Annotated in this window: 16 protein-coding genes and 1 other annotated feature; all 16 genes read left to right on the plus strand. The window is 33.4% G+C overall.

Going from position 1 to position 17,941, the window contains the following annotated elements:
* A partial coding sequence (locus LD125_RS00005) for a hypothetical protein (RefSeq protein ID WP_250137683.1) occupies positions 1-571 on the plus strand: 571 nt, incomplete at its 5' end.
* A gap of 147 nt (positions 572-718) precedes the next feature.
* Complete coding sequence (locus tag LD125_RS00010) at positions 719-1,381, plus strand: uracil-DNA glycosylase (protein WP_250136595.1); 663 nt, start codon at positions 719-721, stop codon at positions 1,379-1,381.
* 25 nt (positions 1,382-1,406) lie between these two features.
* The gene (locus LD125_RS00015) at positions 1,407-2,306 is read left to right on the plus strand and encodes an ECF transporter S component (RefSeq protein ID WP_250136594.1); all 900 of its coding nucleotides are present in this window, start codon (positions 1,407-1,409) and stop codon (positions 2,304-2,306) included.
* A gap of 11 nt (positions 2,307-2,317) precedes the next feature.
* Positions 2,318-3,646 carry a cysteine--tRNA ligase gene (gene cysS, locus LD125_RS00020; RefSeq protein WP_250137682.1) on the plus strand — a complete coding sequence of 443 codons (1,329 nt, stop codon included), beginning with the start codon at positions 2,318-2,320 and terminating at the stop codon, positions 3,644-3,646.
* 1 nt (position 3,647) lies between these two features.
* Complete coding sequence (rlmB, locus tag LD125_RS00025; protein WP_250136592.1) at positions 3,648-4,373, plus strand: 23S rRNA (guanosine(2251)-2'-O)-methyltransferase RlmB; 726 nt, start codon at positions 3,648-3,650, stop codon at positions 4,371-4,373.
* A 124-nt stretch (positions 4,374-4,497) separates the two neighbouring features.
* A complete protein-coding gene (locus LD125_RS00030; protein ID WP_250136591.1) occupies positions 4,498-5,088 on the plus strand; it encodes a hypothetical protein in 591 nt (196 codons plus the stop codon).
* Between the two features lie 56 nt (positions 5,089-5,144).
* Complete coding sequence (gene rpmG, locus LD125_RS00035; protein WP_250136590.1) at positions 5,145-5,303, plus strand: 50S ribosomal protein L33; 159 nt, start codon at positions 5,145-5,147, stop codon at positions 5,301-5,303.
* Positions 5,304-5,309: 6 nt separating this feature from the next.
* Entirely contained in the window at positions 5,310-5,717 is a 408-nt protein-coding gene (secE, locus tag LD125_RS00040; RefSeq protein WP_250137291.1) for a preprotein translocase subunit SecE, read from the plus strand.
* A gap of 18 nt (positions 5,718-5,735) precedes the next feature.
* On the plus strand, positions 5,736-6,404 hold the full coding sequence (nusG, locus tag LD125_RS00045; RefSeq protein WP_250137292.1) for a transcription termination/antitermination protein NusG: 669 nt from the start codon (positions 5,736-5,738) through the stop codon (positions 6,402-6,404).
* A 247-nt stretch (positions 6,405-6,651) separates the two neighbouring features.
* A complete protein-coding gene (gene rplK / locus LD125_RS00050) occupies positions 6,652-7,086 on the plus strand; it encodes a 50S ribosomal protein L11 (RefSeq protein ID WP_250136587.1) in 435 nt (144 codons plus the stop codon).
* Positions 7,086-7,769 carry a 50S ribosomal protein L1 gene (rplA, locus tag LD125_RS00055; RefSeq protein WP_250136586.1) on the plus strand — a complete coding sequence of 228 codons (684 nt, stop codon included), beginning with the start codon at positions 7,086-7,088 and terminating at the stop codon, positions 7,767-7,769. The genes rplK and rplA overlap by 1 nt, the downstream gene beginning before the upstream one ends.
* Before the next feature lie 57 nt (positions 7,770-7,826).
* Positions 7,827-7,968 (plus strand) — a sequence feature (ribosomal protein L10 leader region).
* 26 nt (positions 7,969-7,994) lie between these two features.
* Entirely contained in the window at positions 7,995-8,492 is a 498-nt protein-coding gene (gene rplJ, locus LD125_RS00060) for a 50S ribosomal protein L10 (RefSeq protein WP_250136585.1), read from the plus strand.
* A gap of 71 nt (positions 8,493-8,563) precedes the next feature.
* Positions 8,564-8,932: a 50S ribosomal protein L7/L12 gene (gene rplL / locus LD125_RS00065; RefSeq protein ID WP_250137294.1), complete on the plus strand. Its 369-nt coding sequence runs from the start codon at positions 8,564-8,566 to the stop codon at positions 8,930-8,932.
* Between the two features lie 180 nt (positions 8,933-9,112).
* Positions 9,113-10,294: a hypothetical protein gene (locus LD125_RS00070; protein WP_250136583.1), complete on the plus strand. Its 1,182-nt coding sequence runs from the start codon at positions 9,113-9,115 to the stop codon at positions 10,292-10,294.
* Between the two features lie 9 nt (positions 10,295-10,303).
* Positions 10,304-14,137, plus strand: a complete 3,834-nt coding sequence (gene rpoB / locus LD125_RS00075) for a DNA-directed RNA polymerase subunit beta (protein ID WP_250136582.1) — start codon at positions 10,304-10,306, stop codon at positions 14,135-14,137.
* Between the two features lie 16 nt (positions 14,138-14,153).
* Positions 14,154-17,921 (plus strand): DNA-directed RNA polymerase subunit beta', encoded by a 3,768-nt coding sequence (rpoC, locus tag LD125_RS00080; protein WP_250136581.1) that lies wholly within the window; start codon positions 14,154-14,156, stop codon positions 17,919-17,921.
* Positions 17,922-17,941 lie beyond the last annotated feature (20 nt).

Here is a 17,941-nt window from a genome sequence, read left to right on the forward strand (position 1 = left end):
TCAGGCCTTTTTGAGTGCCAATAGTAGTTTTATAGGATTAGATACTGTTGTTGATTATGATGCTGATTCATTCATAGCTCCTAGTTCAACGACTGATGGTTCGCTGACTATTAGTGCTAAACCAAATACAGCATATACCGGAACCTTAATAATTACTATTACTAAATTAACCAATGTTGTTGATGAGCGTAACTTTGTGGATATTGTTGAACAAATTTCAAAAAATAATCAATTAGTTTTACGTATTCCCTCAGGAACAACCAAAGGTGATGGTGGTGCTGATAGCACCTATGTTCAATCTTTAAAACAATCATTTATTAGATTAGTTGTAGGTTTAGGTTATCAAATAAACCTTCAAGATATGGTTATTACTCAACAATGGTTTGACAACGGTTCTGGTGGTTATGAAGGTGAAGCTCCAAGTAATGAACAATTGGATAGTGATTACTATGATTGACACACCACCAAGGGAATTTCTATTGGAGGATATATGGTTACAGCCAGTGGAGAAATAATTCCTTTTGAATTTCACTTTTTAAAATGTGAAATTATTATTGGTCAACAACGATAATCCATTAACTTATTTATTTTTTTAAGATGTTGTTATAAATAACAAGAACAACACTGTTATTAAAGAAAGCCAATTTAAAGGTGTATATAATATTAATGAGAGTTAAAAGTGCCGTGAGGCACTTTTTTAAAGATTGGAGAGCAAATTATGAGCAGATTTCCCCAAGGGTGAGAAACCTTTTTTGAAGAAGAGGTAAAAAAGGATTACTTTCAACAACTTTGAAAGACAGTTCAACACGAATATTACACCACGACAGTTTATCCGCCAGGAAAAGATGTTTTTGCAGTGTTTAAACTAGTCCGTCCAGAAGACGTCAAGATTGTCTTACTTGGTCAAGATCCTTATCATGGAAAAAATCAAGCTAATGGTATTGCTTTTTCAACTGCTTCAGCAATTACACCACGCAGTTTGGCTAACATGTTTAAAGAATTAAAGAGTGATTTAGATATCGATCATCCTAGTAATGATTTAAGTGGCTGAGTAGCGCAAGGTGTCTTTTTATTGAATACGATTTTAACTGTGCGTGAACACCAACCCCTAAGTCATCAAGAGCTGGGGTGAGAAACTTTTGTTTTAAATGTTCTTAATTTCTTAAATTCTAACAACAAAGTGATTTTGTACTGTGCTTTTGGTAATCAAGCAATGAAAATGTATAGTAAAATTAATGGTATTAAGTCAGAGAATATCTTGAGGTATGGACACCCGAGTCCGTTTAGCTATGATAAATATTTCAAAGGTACCCGTCCCTTCAGTCAAATCAATAGTTGGTTAGAGTTTCATGATTTAACACCAATTAATTGGGCACAATAAAAAAATTGAAAAGGATCTTGGTTGGATGAAATCAATTAGTAGGTATTTGTTAACTGAGAATAATTTAGCTCATGTCGTTGCTTATTTTTTGTTGAGTCTAATTGCTTTATTTTTAATTTATTCTTTAATCCGCTCAACTTTTTTTAAACGTACTTACAAGGGATTTAAGTTCACAACTAAAAAGATTACTTATATTGCGATGATGGCAGCAGTTTCTTCTGCAGTAACAGTTGTGATTTCTTTGACTTTACCGATTACTGTTCTTCCTCCTGTTCGGATGTCTTTTGAAGGAATCATGATTAAAATTGCGGGAATGTTCTTTGGACCGCTGGTAGGAATGATTGTGGGATTGATTACTGAATTAATCACGATAATGTTTGTGCCTTCCTATATCCATATAGCCTATTTGCTTTTAGAGTTGGGAGTCGGTTTTTTAAGTGGAATTGCAGCAGTTTCTCAAAAATGAACTGGGAAAAAGAAGTGATTAACGTTTTTAGTAATTAACCTTTTTATTATTCTTTATGGCGTGATTATGGTTTTAATTACGAGTAGTTATGATCAAAATGTTAAAATCTTTGGTGCAGAAATTAGTCCTGATACCTATAAATTTGTTTTTATTGGTATCCTTGGTGCGAGTTTATTTGTTATTTGGATGGTTGTAGGAGTTTTTCTGGTCATAGAAAAGTCAGAGCTCTTAGAGATTGTTTTACCAATTATTTTGCTTTGTGTAATTACTGAATTTTTAGCAACTACCTTAATTGGATCTTGAGGAGATTCTAGTTTTTTAGGTATTCCGCGTGATAATGGAGGTTATACTTCGATTTTAATGGTGCGTCTGATTGAATCGCCACTAAAAATCTTATTCAACACGATAATTTTATCAACGGTCTATTACATTTTAAGACCATTAGTAAAAACAAAATAGGAGGATTAATTGTGAAAATTTATGATTCATTGACTAAAACAACACAAGAGTTAAAGGTGACAAATAACCAAATTCGTCTTTATTGTTGTGGACCAACAGTTTATAACTACATTCATTTAGGAAATAGTCGACCAAGTTTTACAATGGACTTTTTGGTGCGTTTTTTGCAGTGGAAGGGTATTAAGGTTGATTATTTGCAAAATATCACTGATGTTGATGACAAGATTATTGATAAAGCTCTTGCTGCTAAACAATCAGAAACAGATTTAGCAAATTTTTATACTGATGCTTATCTTGAAGATTTATCTGCATTACACATCCAACCTCCAACCAAGCTTATTAAAGTATCAACTGTCATTGATTTGATGATTGAATTCATTCAAAAGTTAGTTCATCAAGGTGACGCTTATCTTGAACAAGAAAACGTCTTTTTTGACTTAAATCGTTGAAAAGGAGAGTATGGAAAGTTATCTAACCGTACTTTAGATAGTTTAGCTGTTGCACGGATTGAACCAGAAACTAATCTCAAACATCACCCTGCTGATTTTGCGTTATGAAAAAAAACCGAAGTAGGAATTAAGTGAACTGCTCCTTTTGGGATAGGGAGACCTGGGTGACACACTGAATGTGCTCTCCTAAATGATTTTTATTTTAACCACCAAACTTTAAGTATTCATGGTGGTGGGGTTGATTTAAAGTTTCCTCACCATGAAAATGAACGGATTCAGTATCTTGCTGCTAACAATAGAGAGTTAAGTGAAATTTGAATGCACAACGGTCATTTAACTTTTAATGATGAAAAAATGTCAAAATCTTTAGATAATATGATTTTGGTGCGAGACTTCTTAAAAGATTATCATCCTGATGTTTTACGATGATTGTTTTTAACTACTGCTTATACCCAACCTTTGGATGTCAGTCATGATCTTTTAACTCAGGGTCAAAAGTTTTTAGATCGCTTAAATAACTTAACTAAAAAAGCGAAACAACTAACCGCTTTTAACCAGTTAATTGATGAAAGTACCAAAGAAAGTTCTTCGCATTTTTTAGAACGATTTAATGACTTTATGAATGATGATTTGAACACCCCTTTAGTTCTTAGCGTTCTTGAACAAGCAATTAAAGCAATTAATAAAGACTTAATGAAAGACAAAATAACCCCTGATTTTTATCAATTAAAAACTATGTTAAAGGTTTTAGGTTTTTCTACTAGTGTGAATCTTGCAGTTAATCAGGAAGAAAAGTCGTTATTTTTAGCTTGGAAAAAAGCTTTGGAACAAAAAGATTATAAAAATGCTGATACTTTGCGAAGCCAATTAATTGCTAAAGGATTACTTTAAAATGAAGAATTTAATTTATGGTAGACGAGTGGTAGAAGAATTTATCCAAAAGCACCCAACAATGGTCAAACAAGTGTGAACTAGTCATTACCAAGAACTAGTTAAGAGAACTTCACTTAATCAAACCTTAATAACTGTTAGTACAAATCAAAAAATGGAAAAAATGTTTGATCAAAAAGTTAATCATCAAGGATATGTGGCAGAAATTAAAGAATTTAATTACACCCCATTTAACGAACTGCTTGCCGCGATTAATACCCAAGAAAAGGCAATAGTTTTGGTGTTAGACCAAATTCACGATCCTTATAATTTTGGAGCTATTATCCGGAGTGCGACACTTTTGAATGTTAGTTATCTGATTATTTTAGACCATAAACAAGTTTTAGTTAACCCAACAGTGGTTAAAACTAGTGCGGGAACTGCTTATGATATGATAATTTCTAAAGTTAACAATCTAACTAATGCGTTAGAAAAATTGAAAGAAGTCGGTTTTTGAATTTATGCTTCTAATTTAAACCAAGAAGCTCTTGATGCAAGAAAAATTGATTATGCACCAAAAACAGTGGTAATTATTGGTAACGAAGAAAAAGGGATAGGAGAAAAATTGACCCATCATGCTGATGTTAATGTTTTTCTACCTTCAACCCAGAAGATTGATTCTTATAACGCTTCAGTTGCTGCATCATTGTTGATGTTCATTATTAGTGACCACATCAATTTAATTTAGTTGAAAAAGGGAACATTTCTTAAAAAATGCTCCCTTTTTGTGTTTTTCTTGGTTAACTTGTTTAAGTTAATGGGAAAAAATTAATTCTTGTCCTTATACCGAAATAGGAAGTAAGGGATAAAAAATGAAAAATAGCGAAATTAAATATCATGTAAACCGTGAAGAACACCATTTTGACCCATTAAGCACAAGTCAAAGTGACCGGTGAAGAATTTATCAACAATTAAGTAAATGCAAGAATTATGCGATTAATAAAAGTTATCGATGTTATTATAATTTACCAATTGAGAAAGAAGATTTAGAACTAGTTGCTTGAATTGCTTTTAACGAAGCCATCAACAAGTATGAAAATCAAAAGGGAAGGAAAACTTTTGAATCTTTTTTAATTGATGCAATTACATGACGGTGCAATGATTATTGTGAACGTTATGTTACCAATCATCATAAAGTTTTGAATTTAGCAAGCACAAAAAATTGAAGTGAGGAAAGGGTTGGTAACGTGAATGAATTATTTGACCAAAAAATTGCTTTAGATTCCTTGTTTGCTTGTTATTTAGCAACTCTAAAAGATTATGATAAACAGTTGGTAGCAAAAGCGTTAATTTATGATTATCTCGAACCTAAAAACATTTACCAGAAATATCCGATGAGTAAATCAAAAGTCTATCGTTTATCAAAAGAAGTGATAAAAGATATCACCCACCTTCTGATTTAATCATTTTCTAATTTATGATATTCTATATATTGTAATGTAATAAAAAGGGAGTAATTATGCCAAAAGACCATCGTAAGATTATTTTAGTTTGCTCTGATTGTTTAAGTCGTAACTACTCTTTAACTAAGGGAAATTTAACACAAAAAGAACGTTTAGAAGTAAAGAAATATTGTTCAACTTGTAATCGTCATACCCTACACAAAGAAAGTAGGTAAGATTTGATGACTCCACAAGAAAAAGAGTTAAAAAAAACCCAAAAAAGGTTAAAAAAAGAGGCGAAGGCCAAGACGAGAGTTACTCGTAAACAAGCAAAGAGCAAAAAGTCTGATCATGCTCAGAGTGAAGGGACGACTAAACGGGTTTTGAGAGAAAAAGAAATCAAGAAAAATCTCTATAACCGGAGTAACTTTAAAGCCACAAAAACCAAAGAAAAAATTGATTGAAAACTTTCTTTTAAGGAATTTCCAGTCAAAATGGTTAAAGAAGTGAGCAAGATTAAATGGTCAGGTAAGCAAAATTTAACCAATAAGTTTGTGCAAGTAATTATCTTTATGTTAATTTTTGCAGTGGTTTTTTATTTAATTGACTGAGGATTTCAGACGTTATTTTCAGTGATGCACGTGATATAGAAGAGTGGAGTATTAAAAATGAATTTGGAAAACGAAAAATTAGAAGCGGAATTAGAGAAATATCCAGGCCAATGGTTCGTAATTAATAGTAATACTGGGCATGAAGACAAGGTTCGCCAGGACTTATTAGAAAAAGTTAAAAATCAAAATCTGGGTAACATTATTTTTGATGTGCGAATTTCAAAGTACTTGACTGAAACTAAGAGTGGTAAAGAAACAGAAAAAAACAAATTTCCTGGATATATTTTCATTAATATGAACATGACTGAAGAAGCATGATTTATTGTGCGTAATACTCCAGGAGTAACTGGGTTTATTGGTTCATCTGGAAGAGGAGCAAAACCATTTCCATTAACAAGCGAAGAAGTGGCAAGAATGATTTTAAATGACCAAACCCAATCTGATCCTGTTGAGCCATTAGAACCAAGTAAAGAAGTTAAACCTGTTTCTGGAAATAAAGTGATTACTTCTGGACCAAATGCTACTCAGGAAAAAGTTGTTTATACTGCTGATTTCAAAATTGGTGATCAAGTAGTAATTCAAACTGGACCGTTTATGAACAAAGATGGAAAAGTTATTGATATGGATTTTGATAAGGGAGTAGCGATTATTTCAATTGAGATGTTTGGTCGTTATACACCAACCGAGGTCGAATTTAAAAACGCAAAAATCCTCACTGAAGATTAATCGTTTAAGAAAAATAATGTAATTGTAGTTGAATACCAGTGCAATGTGAATCGGATTGTTAGCTCTTTTTTAAAAGGGCTTTTTTCTTGTTCAAAATTAACAAAAAGTCTGGAAATATGTCGAAATTAACTAAGAAAAAAGCTCAAAATTATTAAAATTATGTTAAAATCAATGAGTAAATTTTATTGTGGAAGAAGCCAAGAGTTTCGTTTGGACCACAGCGAGTAGAGAGAAAGAGGAAATACCCGTGGCTAAAAAAGTAACACGTATTGCAAAACTGGAATTTATGGCAATGCAAGCCAAACCTGGAGCAGAACTAGCTTCTTTGGGAATTAACATGCCAGAATTCACCAAACAATTTAACGACGCAACTAAAGAAAGAGCAGGAGATGTTGTGCCAGTTGTTATTACTGCTTATGATGATAAATCATTTGATTTTGTCTTAAAAACAACTCCTGCCCCAGTGATGTTGAAAAAAGCTGCTAAGATTCAAAAAGCAGCGCATAATCCTGGAAAGGAAACTGCTGGAACGATTAGTATTGAAGATTTAAGAAGCATTGCTGAGTATAAATTACCAGACTTGAATGCTAATAGTGTTGAAGCGGCTATGAAAATTATTGCTGGAACTGCTAAAAATATGGGAATTAAAATTACTGGATGAGATGAAGGGGAAACTAAATAATGGCAAAGTTGAGTAAAAATCGTAAAGCAGCTTTAACAAAAGTTGATAAGAAAACCCTTTATCCAGTTGCTCAAGCAATTAATTTAATGAAAGAAGTTGCTTCAACTAAGTTTGATGAAACTGTTGAATTGGCTTTCAACTTAAACATTGATCCGCGTAAAGCCGATCAACAAGTTAGAGGGGCGGTTGTTTTACCTTCAGGAACTGGTAAAAGTCAACGTGTTTTGGTTTTAACTACTACTAAAACAAAAGAAGCAACTGATGCTGGTGCTGATTTTGTTGGTTCTGATGACATGATTTATAAAATTCAAAATGAAAATTGGTTTGACTTTGATGTGATTATTGCCACTCCAGAAATCATGGCTAAATTAGGACCAATTGGTAAAGTTTTAGGACCTAAAGGTTTGATGCCTAACCCAAAAACTGGAACTGTTACAATGGATGTTAAAAAAGCTATTGAAGATGTTAAAAAAGGAAAAGTAGAGTATCGTGCTGATAAAGAAGGAAACATTCACACGATTATTGGAAAAGTTTCTTTTGATGTTAGCGCTTTAGAAAACAACTTTAAGACTATCCTTAGTGAACTACAAAGAGTTAAACCTCAAACTGTTAAAGGTGACTATATCAAGAGTGTGACAATCTCTTCAACAATGGGTCCAGGAATTAAAATTCAATTAAATTAAGAAAATCGTCTTTTCTCAAGACGTTTTTTATTGTAATTGTTCTTGGTTTTAGATATGATGATAATGCTATTAGTACCGAAGAAAGTAACTGGGAAACCTTAATTTGTTACCGAGGAAAAAGCTAGAACATATCTTTATTAATAAAAGTTTGCTTTTTAACCTTGGTCGAAAATTAGATCAAGGTTTTTCTTATTTATTCGTTAAACATAAAAAGGGGGGAAATAGATGACACAAGAAAGACCAGCACACGCCAAAAAGGCTTTGGTTATTCAAGAAATTGCCCAAAAATTAACCACTAACAATGGGGTGGCAATTGCTGAATACAAAAACTTAACAGTTGCGCAAATGACAACTTTACGTCAAGAAGCGTTAAAACAAGGTATCGAAGTTAAAGTGTACAAGGATTCATTAGTAAGAAGAGCTGCTAGTGAAAGTAACCTTGAACCTTTAAATGAATTCTTAACTCAACAAAATGTTTTCATTTTTTCAAAAGAAGACGGGGTGGCAGCACCTAAACTCGTGGCTGAATTTGCCAAAAAGAACAAAGATTTAGTTTTAAAAGCAGGAATCTTTGAAGGTAAAATTCAAGACACAACTGCAATTAATAACATTGCTTCTCTTCCATCAAAAGAAGAACTTTATTCAATGTTTGCCAACTCTTTATTGTATCCATTGCGTCAAGTGATGAATGCAATCAAAGCAGTTGCTGACACTAAAGCGTAGTTAAATAAGAATAACAACAAACTCGTACTAGATAGTATTAATTATGAAAACCATTAAAGGAGAATAAAATTATGGCAGTCACAAAAGACGATATTATTAAAGCATTAGAAACCATGACTTTAACTGATCTAAACGATTTAGTTAAAGGAATTGAAGAACACTTTGGAGTAGTTGCTGCTGCTGCAGTTGCTGCCCCAGCAGCTGGAGCTGACGCTGCTGCTGCCCCTTCAGAAGTAACTGTTTTCTTAGCAGAAGCAGGAGCACAAAAAGTGCAAGTTATCAAAGTAGTTAAAGAACTTACTGGATTAGGGTTAATGGATGCCAAAAAATTGGTTGATGGAACTTTACCAGTAGCAATTAAGGAAAACATTAAACCAGAAGAAGCAGAACAAATTAAAGAAAAATTAGTTGCTGCTGGAGCTTCAGTAGATATTAAATAATTAGACTTATTTAAAACCTAATTAAATAACAAGGCAAATTTATTTCTATAAATTTGCCTTTTTTCTTTGTTTTTATGGTAAAATTTTTGCAGTGATTTTAGTTTAGTTAGTTAAGAGCTTCTACTAGATCAAGCATTTAATAAAATCTGCAGATAATTAACAGTAGAAAGTGATACTTGCATGATTAGTCTTGAATATTTTCTCGATGAAAAATGGTATAAGAAAAATCTTTCTAAATTAAAGGACAATCGTTTTTTAACTAAACTACCTGGAATTAAAGGTAACAAGTTTAGTTGAAAATTCAGAGAAAATGTACAACAAGACCGTTTTCTTTTTGATTATCTTGCTGCTTATCGGGTTGACCGAATGGAAAAAACTTACCGTGGGTTTAATTATTTTGAGATTATCAGTTTTCTTTTAATTGATGGTAACTTAAAAGAGGACAAACCCGCCAGTGTTTTATATAAGAATTTAGTGCAGTTGAACAATGACAGATTGAAGCCTAATTCTTATGACTTGAAGTTGATGCGGAACATTCTGCAAGTATATGATTTAATATATCAAAACAATTTTCCTTTAAACGAGGAAAATTTTGAACTTGTGGTTCACATTTTATTTTTGGGGTTGGATTCTAGTTTAGATTCTTTAAGTGATCGAAAAAGAACAAAAGAAACTCCAAGTGCCTTTCATCATTTATTAGATCCAGGATTAATTGATCAAGAGATGCATAACTTTTGGGAATACTTAAAAGACATTCCTGAAAATGATTTTTCTGGATTTACTAAAGCGTTTATTTTAGGGTTAGAGTTTCTCTATATCAGTCCGTTTCAAAGTTTAAACCTAATGATGATGCAGTTTATTATTAAATGGTATTTATTTCAACTTGATAATGACTTTACTTATCTTGGCTTTGGTTTGCTAATGGGGGTAAATTTCGAAACATTTGTTGAAGTGATTGATGAATTGTTTGCAACTGATTTTAATTGTGACCGATATTTAGCTTTGTTTCGGTTAATGACTAAAAACCAAGCTAATATGATGAAACGATTTTATTGAATGGTTAATAGCGTGAAGAAACCTTTAAGAACGAAAAAAGAATTTAATGCTGATGATTTAAGGTTTTTTATGAGTTGTCTAATGCTTTTGCCTTCAGAGTTTAATGAAAAAATGATTGAAGAAAACCCTTTCATTAATCAGATTTTAAATGGAAAAGAAGTCATTACCACTAAGTTGAACCAACTGGTGAATTTAGAGGTTTTACAAAGATCTCGTCAGAAAAACAAAGACTATTATATATGAGCAAACCCTGACTATCACAAAATTAACCACTTGTTAGTGGATGAAGCATGCAAACAAAAATAAGGAGAAACTATGAGTTATAAAATTAAGAAAATTAATAACCGCACCACAAGAAGGGATTACACCAAAGTTTCTGGGAAGTTACCTTTACCAAATTTAGTAGAAGTTCAAACTGACACTTTTGAATGATTTAAGACTAAGGGGATTCAAGAAGTATTTGATGAAATTTTTCCTATTGTTAGTCCAAATGGTCAAGCAACTTTAGCATTGGATGATTGAGAGTTTCGTACTCCACGAATTAGCATCGCTCAAGCTAAAGAAGAATCAAAGATTTATGATGAACCCATTTACGCTAATTTAACCTTAACAATTAATAAAGAAAATGAAATTGTTAGCAAAGAAGGATTAAAAATTGTTGGTGGCGATTTTGGTGTTTTCTTTAAGAATTGGTTAGAAAACCAGTTGGAAAATAAAAACGTGGTCTTAACCAAAAATGTTGATAATTTGTACTTTTATGAAGCAAAGACTAAAAGCTCTACTCATCCAGACATTATTGAATTAACTTTGATTGATGAAACTGAAGAAGAATTAGTTATTAACTTAACTGTTTATAAAAAGGGTGAAGTTTTTATGGGAGATTTCCCGTTAATGACTGATGCAGGAACTTTTATTATTAATGGTAGTCAAAAAGTGATTGTTTCTCAATTAGTTCGTTCACCAGGTGCTTACTTTAACAAGGAATTGAACCGTAAAAATGGAGAGATGATTTACAGTGCTAACATTATTCCTTCGCGAGGAACTTGATTAGAATTTGAAACTGAAAATAAACGTAATGCCAATGGTGATTTAGAAGAAGTTTTGTATGTTAAAATCGACAAATCTCGTAAAACTACAGCTACTAGTTTAATTACTGCCTTGGGAATTAAACCCGCTCAAGCTTTAGAACTATTTGACAGTTCTAATTTGATTAATAATACTTACCAACAAGATGGATTAACTGGAGATGGGGAAACTGATTGAGAAAACGCAGTTCAAGACATCTATAAAAAGATTCGTCAAGGAGAAACTGCTACTGCTGATGGTGCTTCAAAGTATTTAAATGGATTATTATTTGACCGTCGTAAATATGATTTAACTAAAGCAGGTCGTTTTAAATTAAACCAAAAATTAGCGATTAAAAACCGTCTTTTAGGAACCAGATTAGCTGAAGACGTTCTTGATGCACAAGGTAAAGTTTTAATTCCCAAAGACACATTAGTTAACAAAGAAAACTACGAAGAAGTTCGTGAGATTTTTAGTCGTGATGTGATGACCACTACTCTTGATTTCCTAAATGATATCAACAGTCCTAAAGCTATTCAAAAGGTAAAAGTTTACCGTGATAATGATTTGAAAACTAAAACAATCACTTTATTAGGAATTACTGGTCACTCAAATGATGAATTCTTAAACATTGCTGATGTTTTAGCAACAATTTCTTATGCAGAAAACTTGCATTATAACATTGGTCAAATTGATGATATTGATCATTTAGGAAATCGCCGCGTAAGAACAGTGGGAGAATTGTTGCAAAACCAATTACGTATCGGAATGATTCGAATTGAAAAGAACGTACGAGAAAAACTTTCAACCGCTCAATTATTTAAGGTTAAGCCTTCAACAATTATTAACAACAAACCTTTAACTGCTGTGATTGGAGAATTCTTTAATCTATCCCAACTTTCTCAATTCATGGATCAAATTAACCCATTATCAGAATTAACTAATAAACGTCGGTTGACTGCGCTAGGACCAGGAGGATTGTCTCGTGATCGTGCTGGCTTAGAAGTGCGGGATGTTCACGATTCTCATTATGGAAGAATTTGTCCAATTGAAACTCCTGAAGGACCAAATATTGGGTTGATTAACAACTTAGCAACCTATGCAAAAGTTAATGAGTATGGATTTATTACCACTCCTTATCGAAGAGTTAAAAACGGTGTTATTAATAACGATGATATTCGTTATTTAACTGCTGATGAAGAAAATAATTATGTAATCGCGCAAGCAAACGTTAAACAAGATGATAGTGGGAAAATTTTAGAAGAAACTGTCATTTCGCGTTATAAAGGTGATGACATCATTGCCAACGTTCAAGATGTTGATTATATTGATGTTTCTCCAAAACAAATTTTCTCAATTGCTACTAGTTGTATTCCGTTCTTAGAAAACGATGATGCTAACCGGGCATTGATGGGAGCAAATATGCAACGTCAAGCTGTACCACTTTTAAGACCTGAAGCACCATTAGTAGGAACTGGGGTTGAATTTGAAGCTGCCAGAGACTCTGGAAGTGCAATTGTTGCTAAAGAAGGCGGAATTGTTCGTTATGTTGATGCCAAAGTGATTACTGTGGAAACTAGTCAAGGAACTACTACTTACCCATTAGCTGATTTTGAACGTTCAAATAACGGAACTGCAATTGCGCAAAACCCAATTGTTAACCTTGGTGATACAGTTGAAAAAGGTGAGATTATTGCTGATGGTCCTTCAATGGATGAAGGAGAATTAGCGATTGGTCAAAACGTTGTGGTTGCCTTTACAACTTATAATGGTTACAACTATGAAGATGCGATTGTAATGAGTGAACGTGTGGTTATGGAAGACCGTTTTACTTCAATTCACATTGATGAGTACACTATTGAACGTAGAAATACTAAACAAGGTGAAGAAGAAATTACTCGTGAAATTCCTAACATCTCTGAAAATTCAAAGAAATATTTAGATAGTGATGGAATTGTTGCGATCGGAACTGAAGTTAAGCATGGTGATATTTTAGTAGGAAAAGTAACTCCCAAAGGACAAGTACAACTTTCTCCAGAAGATAAGTTATTAAACGCAATTTTTGGTGAAAAATCACGTAACGTTAAAGATAATTCTTTAAAAGTACCAAATGGTGGGGATGGAATTGTTCAAACTGTTAAACGTTTCACGCGTGAAGATTATGACTTAGCACCTGATGTTTTAGAAATTGTTAAGATTTATGTCGTTCAAAAACGAAAAATCCAAGAAGGGGACAAAATGTCTGGACGTCACGGGAATAAAGGGGTTATTTCACGAATCCTTCCTGTAGAAGACATGCCTCACTTAGAAGATGGAACCCCAGTTGATATTATGTTAAACCCTCAAGGGGTGCCTTCACGGATGAATATTGGACAAATCTTAGAAATTCATTTAGGAATGGCTGCTAAAAAACTTGGTATCAAGGTTGCAACTCCTGTTTTTGAAGGTTTAAATGAACAAGAGTTAGATGAGATTATGCAAGAAGCTGGAATGACTAACTTTGGAAAAGTGAAGTTAATTGATGGAGCAACTGGAGAGGTTATGGATAAACCAATTGCAGTTGGAGTTATGTACATGCTAAAACTTTCTCACATGGTTGATGATAAATTACATGCAAGAAATGTTGGTCCTTATTCTTTAATTACCCAACAACCATTGGGTGGAAAAGCCCAAAATGGGGGACAAAGATTTGGAGAAATGGAAGTTTGAGCGTTAGAAGCTTATGGAGCTGCACATACTTTAAGAGAAATTCTTACGATTAAATCTGATGACATTAAAGGTCGGGTAAAAACTTATGAAGCAATTGTGCGTTCAAAGAAAATTCCTGAACCAGGAATTCCTGAGTCATTTAATGTGTTAACTAAAGAAATTATGGGTCTAGGATTTGACATGTTTATGATTGATGAACAAGGCAACAAATCAGCAATTAGTGCTTATGATCGCGCTGATAGTGATGTGGAAGAAGACTTGTATGCTTCAAATCAAGGTGATTATCACTCTCCAAGTGATGAAGAAATTATTGCATCAAATATTGAGCCAGAAGTCTTAGTAAATATGACTAGTGGTGAAGAAAGTAATGATTAAGAAAGGGCGTAACTAAATGGAAAATAAGAAGAATAAAAAATCAATTAAGATTGAATTATCAAGTCCAGAAGCGATTCGTTCTTGATCTCATGGTGAAGTTAAAAAACCAGAAACTATTAATTATAAAACTTTAAAAGCAGAAAAAGATGGTTTATTTGATGAACGAATCTTTGGACCGATTAAAAGTTTTGAATGTGCTTGTGGAAAGTACAAAAAAGCTAACCCGATGAACAAAGGAAAAGTTTGTGAAAAATGTGGGGTTGAATTAACTGAATCAATCGTACGAAGAGAAAGAATGGGGCACATTGAGTTAGAAGAACCAGTTGCGCACATTTGAATGCTAAAAGTGGCACCAAGTCGGATTGCAGCAGTTTTAGATTTGAAAACTAAAGAATTAGAAGAAGTTGTTTACTTTGTTTCTTATATTGTTTTAGAAACCGGGGATTCACAGTATCTAACTGCTAAACAAGTGCTTGATTTAGAAAATTCAAAGTCAAGTTCAAAAACTCGTGAAGCATTGTTAAATACAATTCGTGAGGAAGTTTTGGCTAAAATTGAAGATCTTGAATCACGCGATGCCAGAAAAGCTCAGAGAATGATTTTAGAGTTAGAAGACCCAATGATTCCGTTTTCAATTGATGAAGCATCTGGTTTAATTGCAAAATATACCAAAGCTAAGTTTGGTATTGGGGCTGCAGCAATTGAATACTTGTTGCAAAAAATCAATGTTGATGATGAAATCAAAACTTTGAAAGCAAATCTAAAGACAAACCATTCTGCAACTGATCAAACTAAAATGATGAAACGTTTAGAAGTCTTAGATGCTTTTAAGAGATCTAATGCTAAACCAGAATGAATGATTATGCACGTTTTGCCAGTTATTCCCCCAGATATTCGTCCAATTATTCAATTGGATGGAGGAAGATTTACCACTTCTGAGATTAATGACTTGTATCGTCGAATCATTATTCGGAACGAACGTTTAAGAAAAGTGAAGTCAATGAGCGCGCCTTCAATTATTGTTAACAATGAAAAAAGAATGTTACAAGAAGCAGTTGACGCCTTGATGGATAACGACCGTAAGGCCCGTCCAGTGGTAGGAAAAGATAAGCGTCCATTAAAATCATTAACTTCAACTTTAAAGGGAAAACAAGGGCGTTTCCGTCAAAACTTACTGGGAAAACGAGTAGATTATTCTGGTCGTTCAGTAATTGCAATTGGTCCAGATTTAAAAATGTACCAAGCAGGAATTCCTCGTGAAATGGCAATCACCTTGTTCAAACCATTTATTATTCAATGATTACAAGAACATGATTATGCTGATAATGTTAAATCAGCAGAACGAATGATTAATGGAAACGATCCTCACGTTTGAGAAGCGATTGAACAAGTGATTAAGGATCGTCCTGTTTTGTTAAACCGGGCACCAACCCTTCACCGTCTGGGAATTCAAGCTTTTGAACCAAAAATTGTTAAGGGAAAAGCGATTCGTTTGCACCCACTAGTAACTACTGCATTTAATGCCGACTTTGATGGAGACCAAATGGCAGTTCACTTACCAATTACTCCTGAAGCAATCGGTGAAGCGAGAGCTTTAATGTTGGGATCAAATGCAATTTTGGGACCAAAAGATGGAAAACCTATTGTAACTCCAACTCAAGATATGATTCTTGGTAACTATTATGTCACTTTAGAAGAGAAGGGTGTTGAGGGAGAAGGTATGGTATTTGCTTCTTCTTTAGAAGCAAAAACAGCTTATGAACAAGGGGTGGTTAACCTAAATGCGTTAGTAGCGATTCCTGTTGATAGTTTAAAAAAATATCATTTTGACCAAAAGGATAAGAATAGTTATTTAATGACTACAGTAGGAAAAATTTTGTTTAACGAAATTTTTGTTGAACCATTTCCTTGAATTAATACTCCTGATATTATGAATGCTGAAGTTATGGTGCAAGATTATTTAATTGATCCAAACCAGACTACAGTAACAGAATGAATTAATACTCATGAAATTATGCAACCAATTAAGAAAAAGGAACTTTCAAAGATTATTGAACGTTACTTTAATGCTTATGGATCAAGAGCAACAGCACAAATGTTAGATAACATGAAAGATTTGGGTTACTATTATTCAACTAAATCTGGAACGACAATTAGTGCTGGAGACGTTGTTGCTTATACTGAAAAATATGATGAGTTTAAAGTTGCTGATAAAAAAGTTGATCAAATTAATGAATTCTACAACGAAGGATTATTAACTGAAGGTGAAAAGAAACAACGTGTCATCAAGGTTTGATCTGATGTTAAAGATAACATTCAAAAAGAATTAGAAGTGATTTTAAAAGAAGATCCAAAAAACCCGGTGTTTGTGATGTCAGATTCGGGAGCACGGGGAAATGTTTCGAACTTTACCCAACTTGTAGGAATGCGGGGATTGATGAACGATACTAAGGGAGATATTAAAGAAATTCCAATTAAGTCTTCATTTAGAGAAGGATTAACTGTTTCAGAATACTTTATCTCAACTCACGGAGCGAGAAAAGGAATGGCTGATATTGCTTTAAAAACTGCAGACTCTGGATATCTAACCCGTCGTTTAGTTGATGTATCGCAAGAAATGGTTGTTTTAGCAGAAGATTGTCATCCTGCTAAAGGATTTATGGTTTCAGCGATTATTGATACTAAACATCAAAACGTGATTGTACCATTAAAAGATCGTTTACTTGGTCGTCATTCTTTTGATGATGTTGAAGATGACCAAGGTAATGTCTTGGTGCATAAAGACGAATTGTTTACTCCTGACTTGGCGCAAAAAGTAATTGATGCCGGAATTACAACCATCAACATTCGTTCAGTATTAACTTGTGACAATGATCACGGAGTTTGTCAAAAATGTTATGGAATTAACTTGGCAACTGGTAGTGAAGTTAAGTATGGAGAACCAGTTGGAGTAATTGCTGCACAATCAATTGGAGAACCAGGAACTCAACTTACGATGCGGAACTTCCATACTGGTGGGGTTGCTGGAGATGCTGATATTACCCAAGGATTACCAAGAATTAAAGAATTGCTTGACGTGACTACGCCAAAAGGTTCAATTGCGGTAATTTCAAAAGTAGCAGGAGCAGTTAAAAGTATTCAAAACAACGACGGAATTTCTGAAATTGTCATTGAAAGTTTAAGTGGCGAAGATGAAAAGTACCATACTGTTTATAATGCAATTGTTCGGGTTGAAGTTGGTCAAAAAGTTGAACCTGGTGAAAAATTAACTGAAGGTTCAATTGATATTAAAGAATTGCTAGATGTAGCGTCTGTTGAGGCGGTTCAAAACTACATCTTAAAAGAAGTCCAACAAGTTTATCGTTTACAAGGAATTGAAATTGCTGACAAGTACATTGAAATTATTATTAAACAAATGTTAGGAAAAGTAAAAATTACTGAAGCTGGAGAAACTGATTTATTACCAGGAGAAGTTGTAACCCAAAAACGTTTCCGTAATGCTGTTCAACAAGCATTCTTGAACAACCAACAACCACCATTAGCAAAACCAGTGATTTTTGGAATTAAAAAAGCACCATTGGAGTCAGAATCATGATTATCATCAGCTTCATTCCAAGATACAGCACGAGTTTTAACTAAAGCAGTTGTCCGTGGTCAAGAAGACCACTTGGATGGTTTGAAAGAAAACATTATGTTAGGGAACCTAATTCCTGCAGGAACTGGTTTAACTGGCACACAAGAAGTTATGAAGATTGGTGAAGAATATCACAAGTCTGAATACTAAGAAATTTAAAAGCAGTTGTT

The organism is Mesoplasma sp. JKS002658 (assembly GCF_023566355.1).
GTDB classification, from domain to species: domain Bacteria; phylum Bacillota_I; class Bacilli_A; order Mycoplasmatales; family Mycoplasmataceae; genus Edwardiiplasma; species Edwardiiplasma whartonense.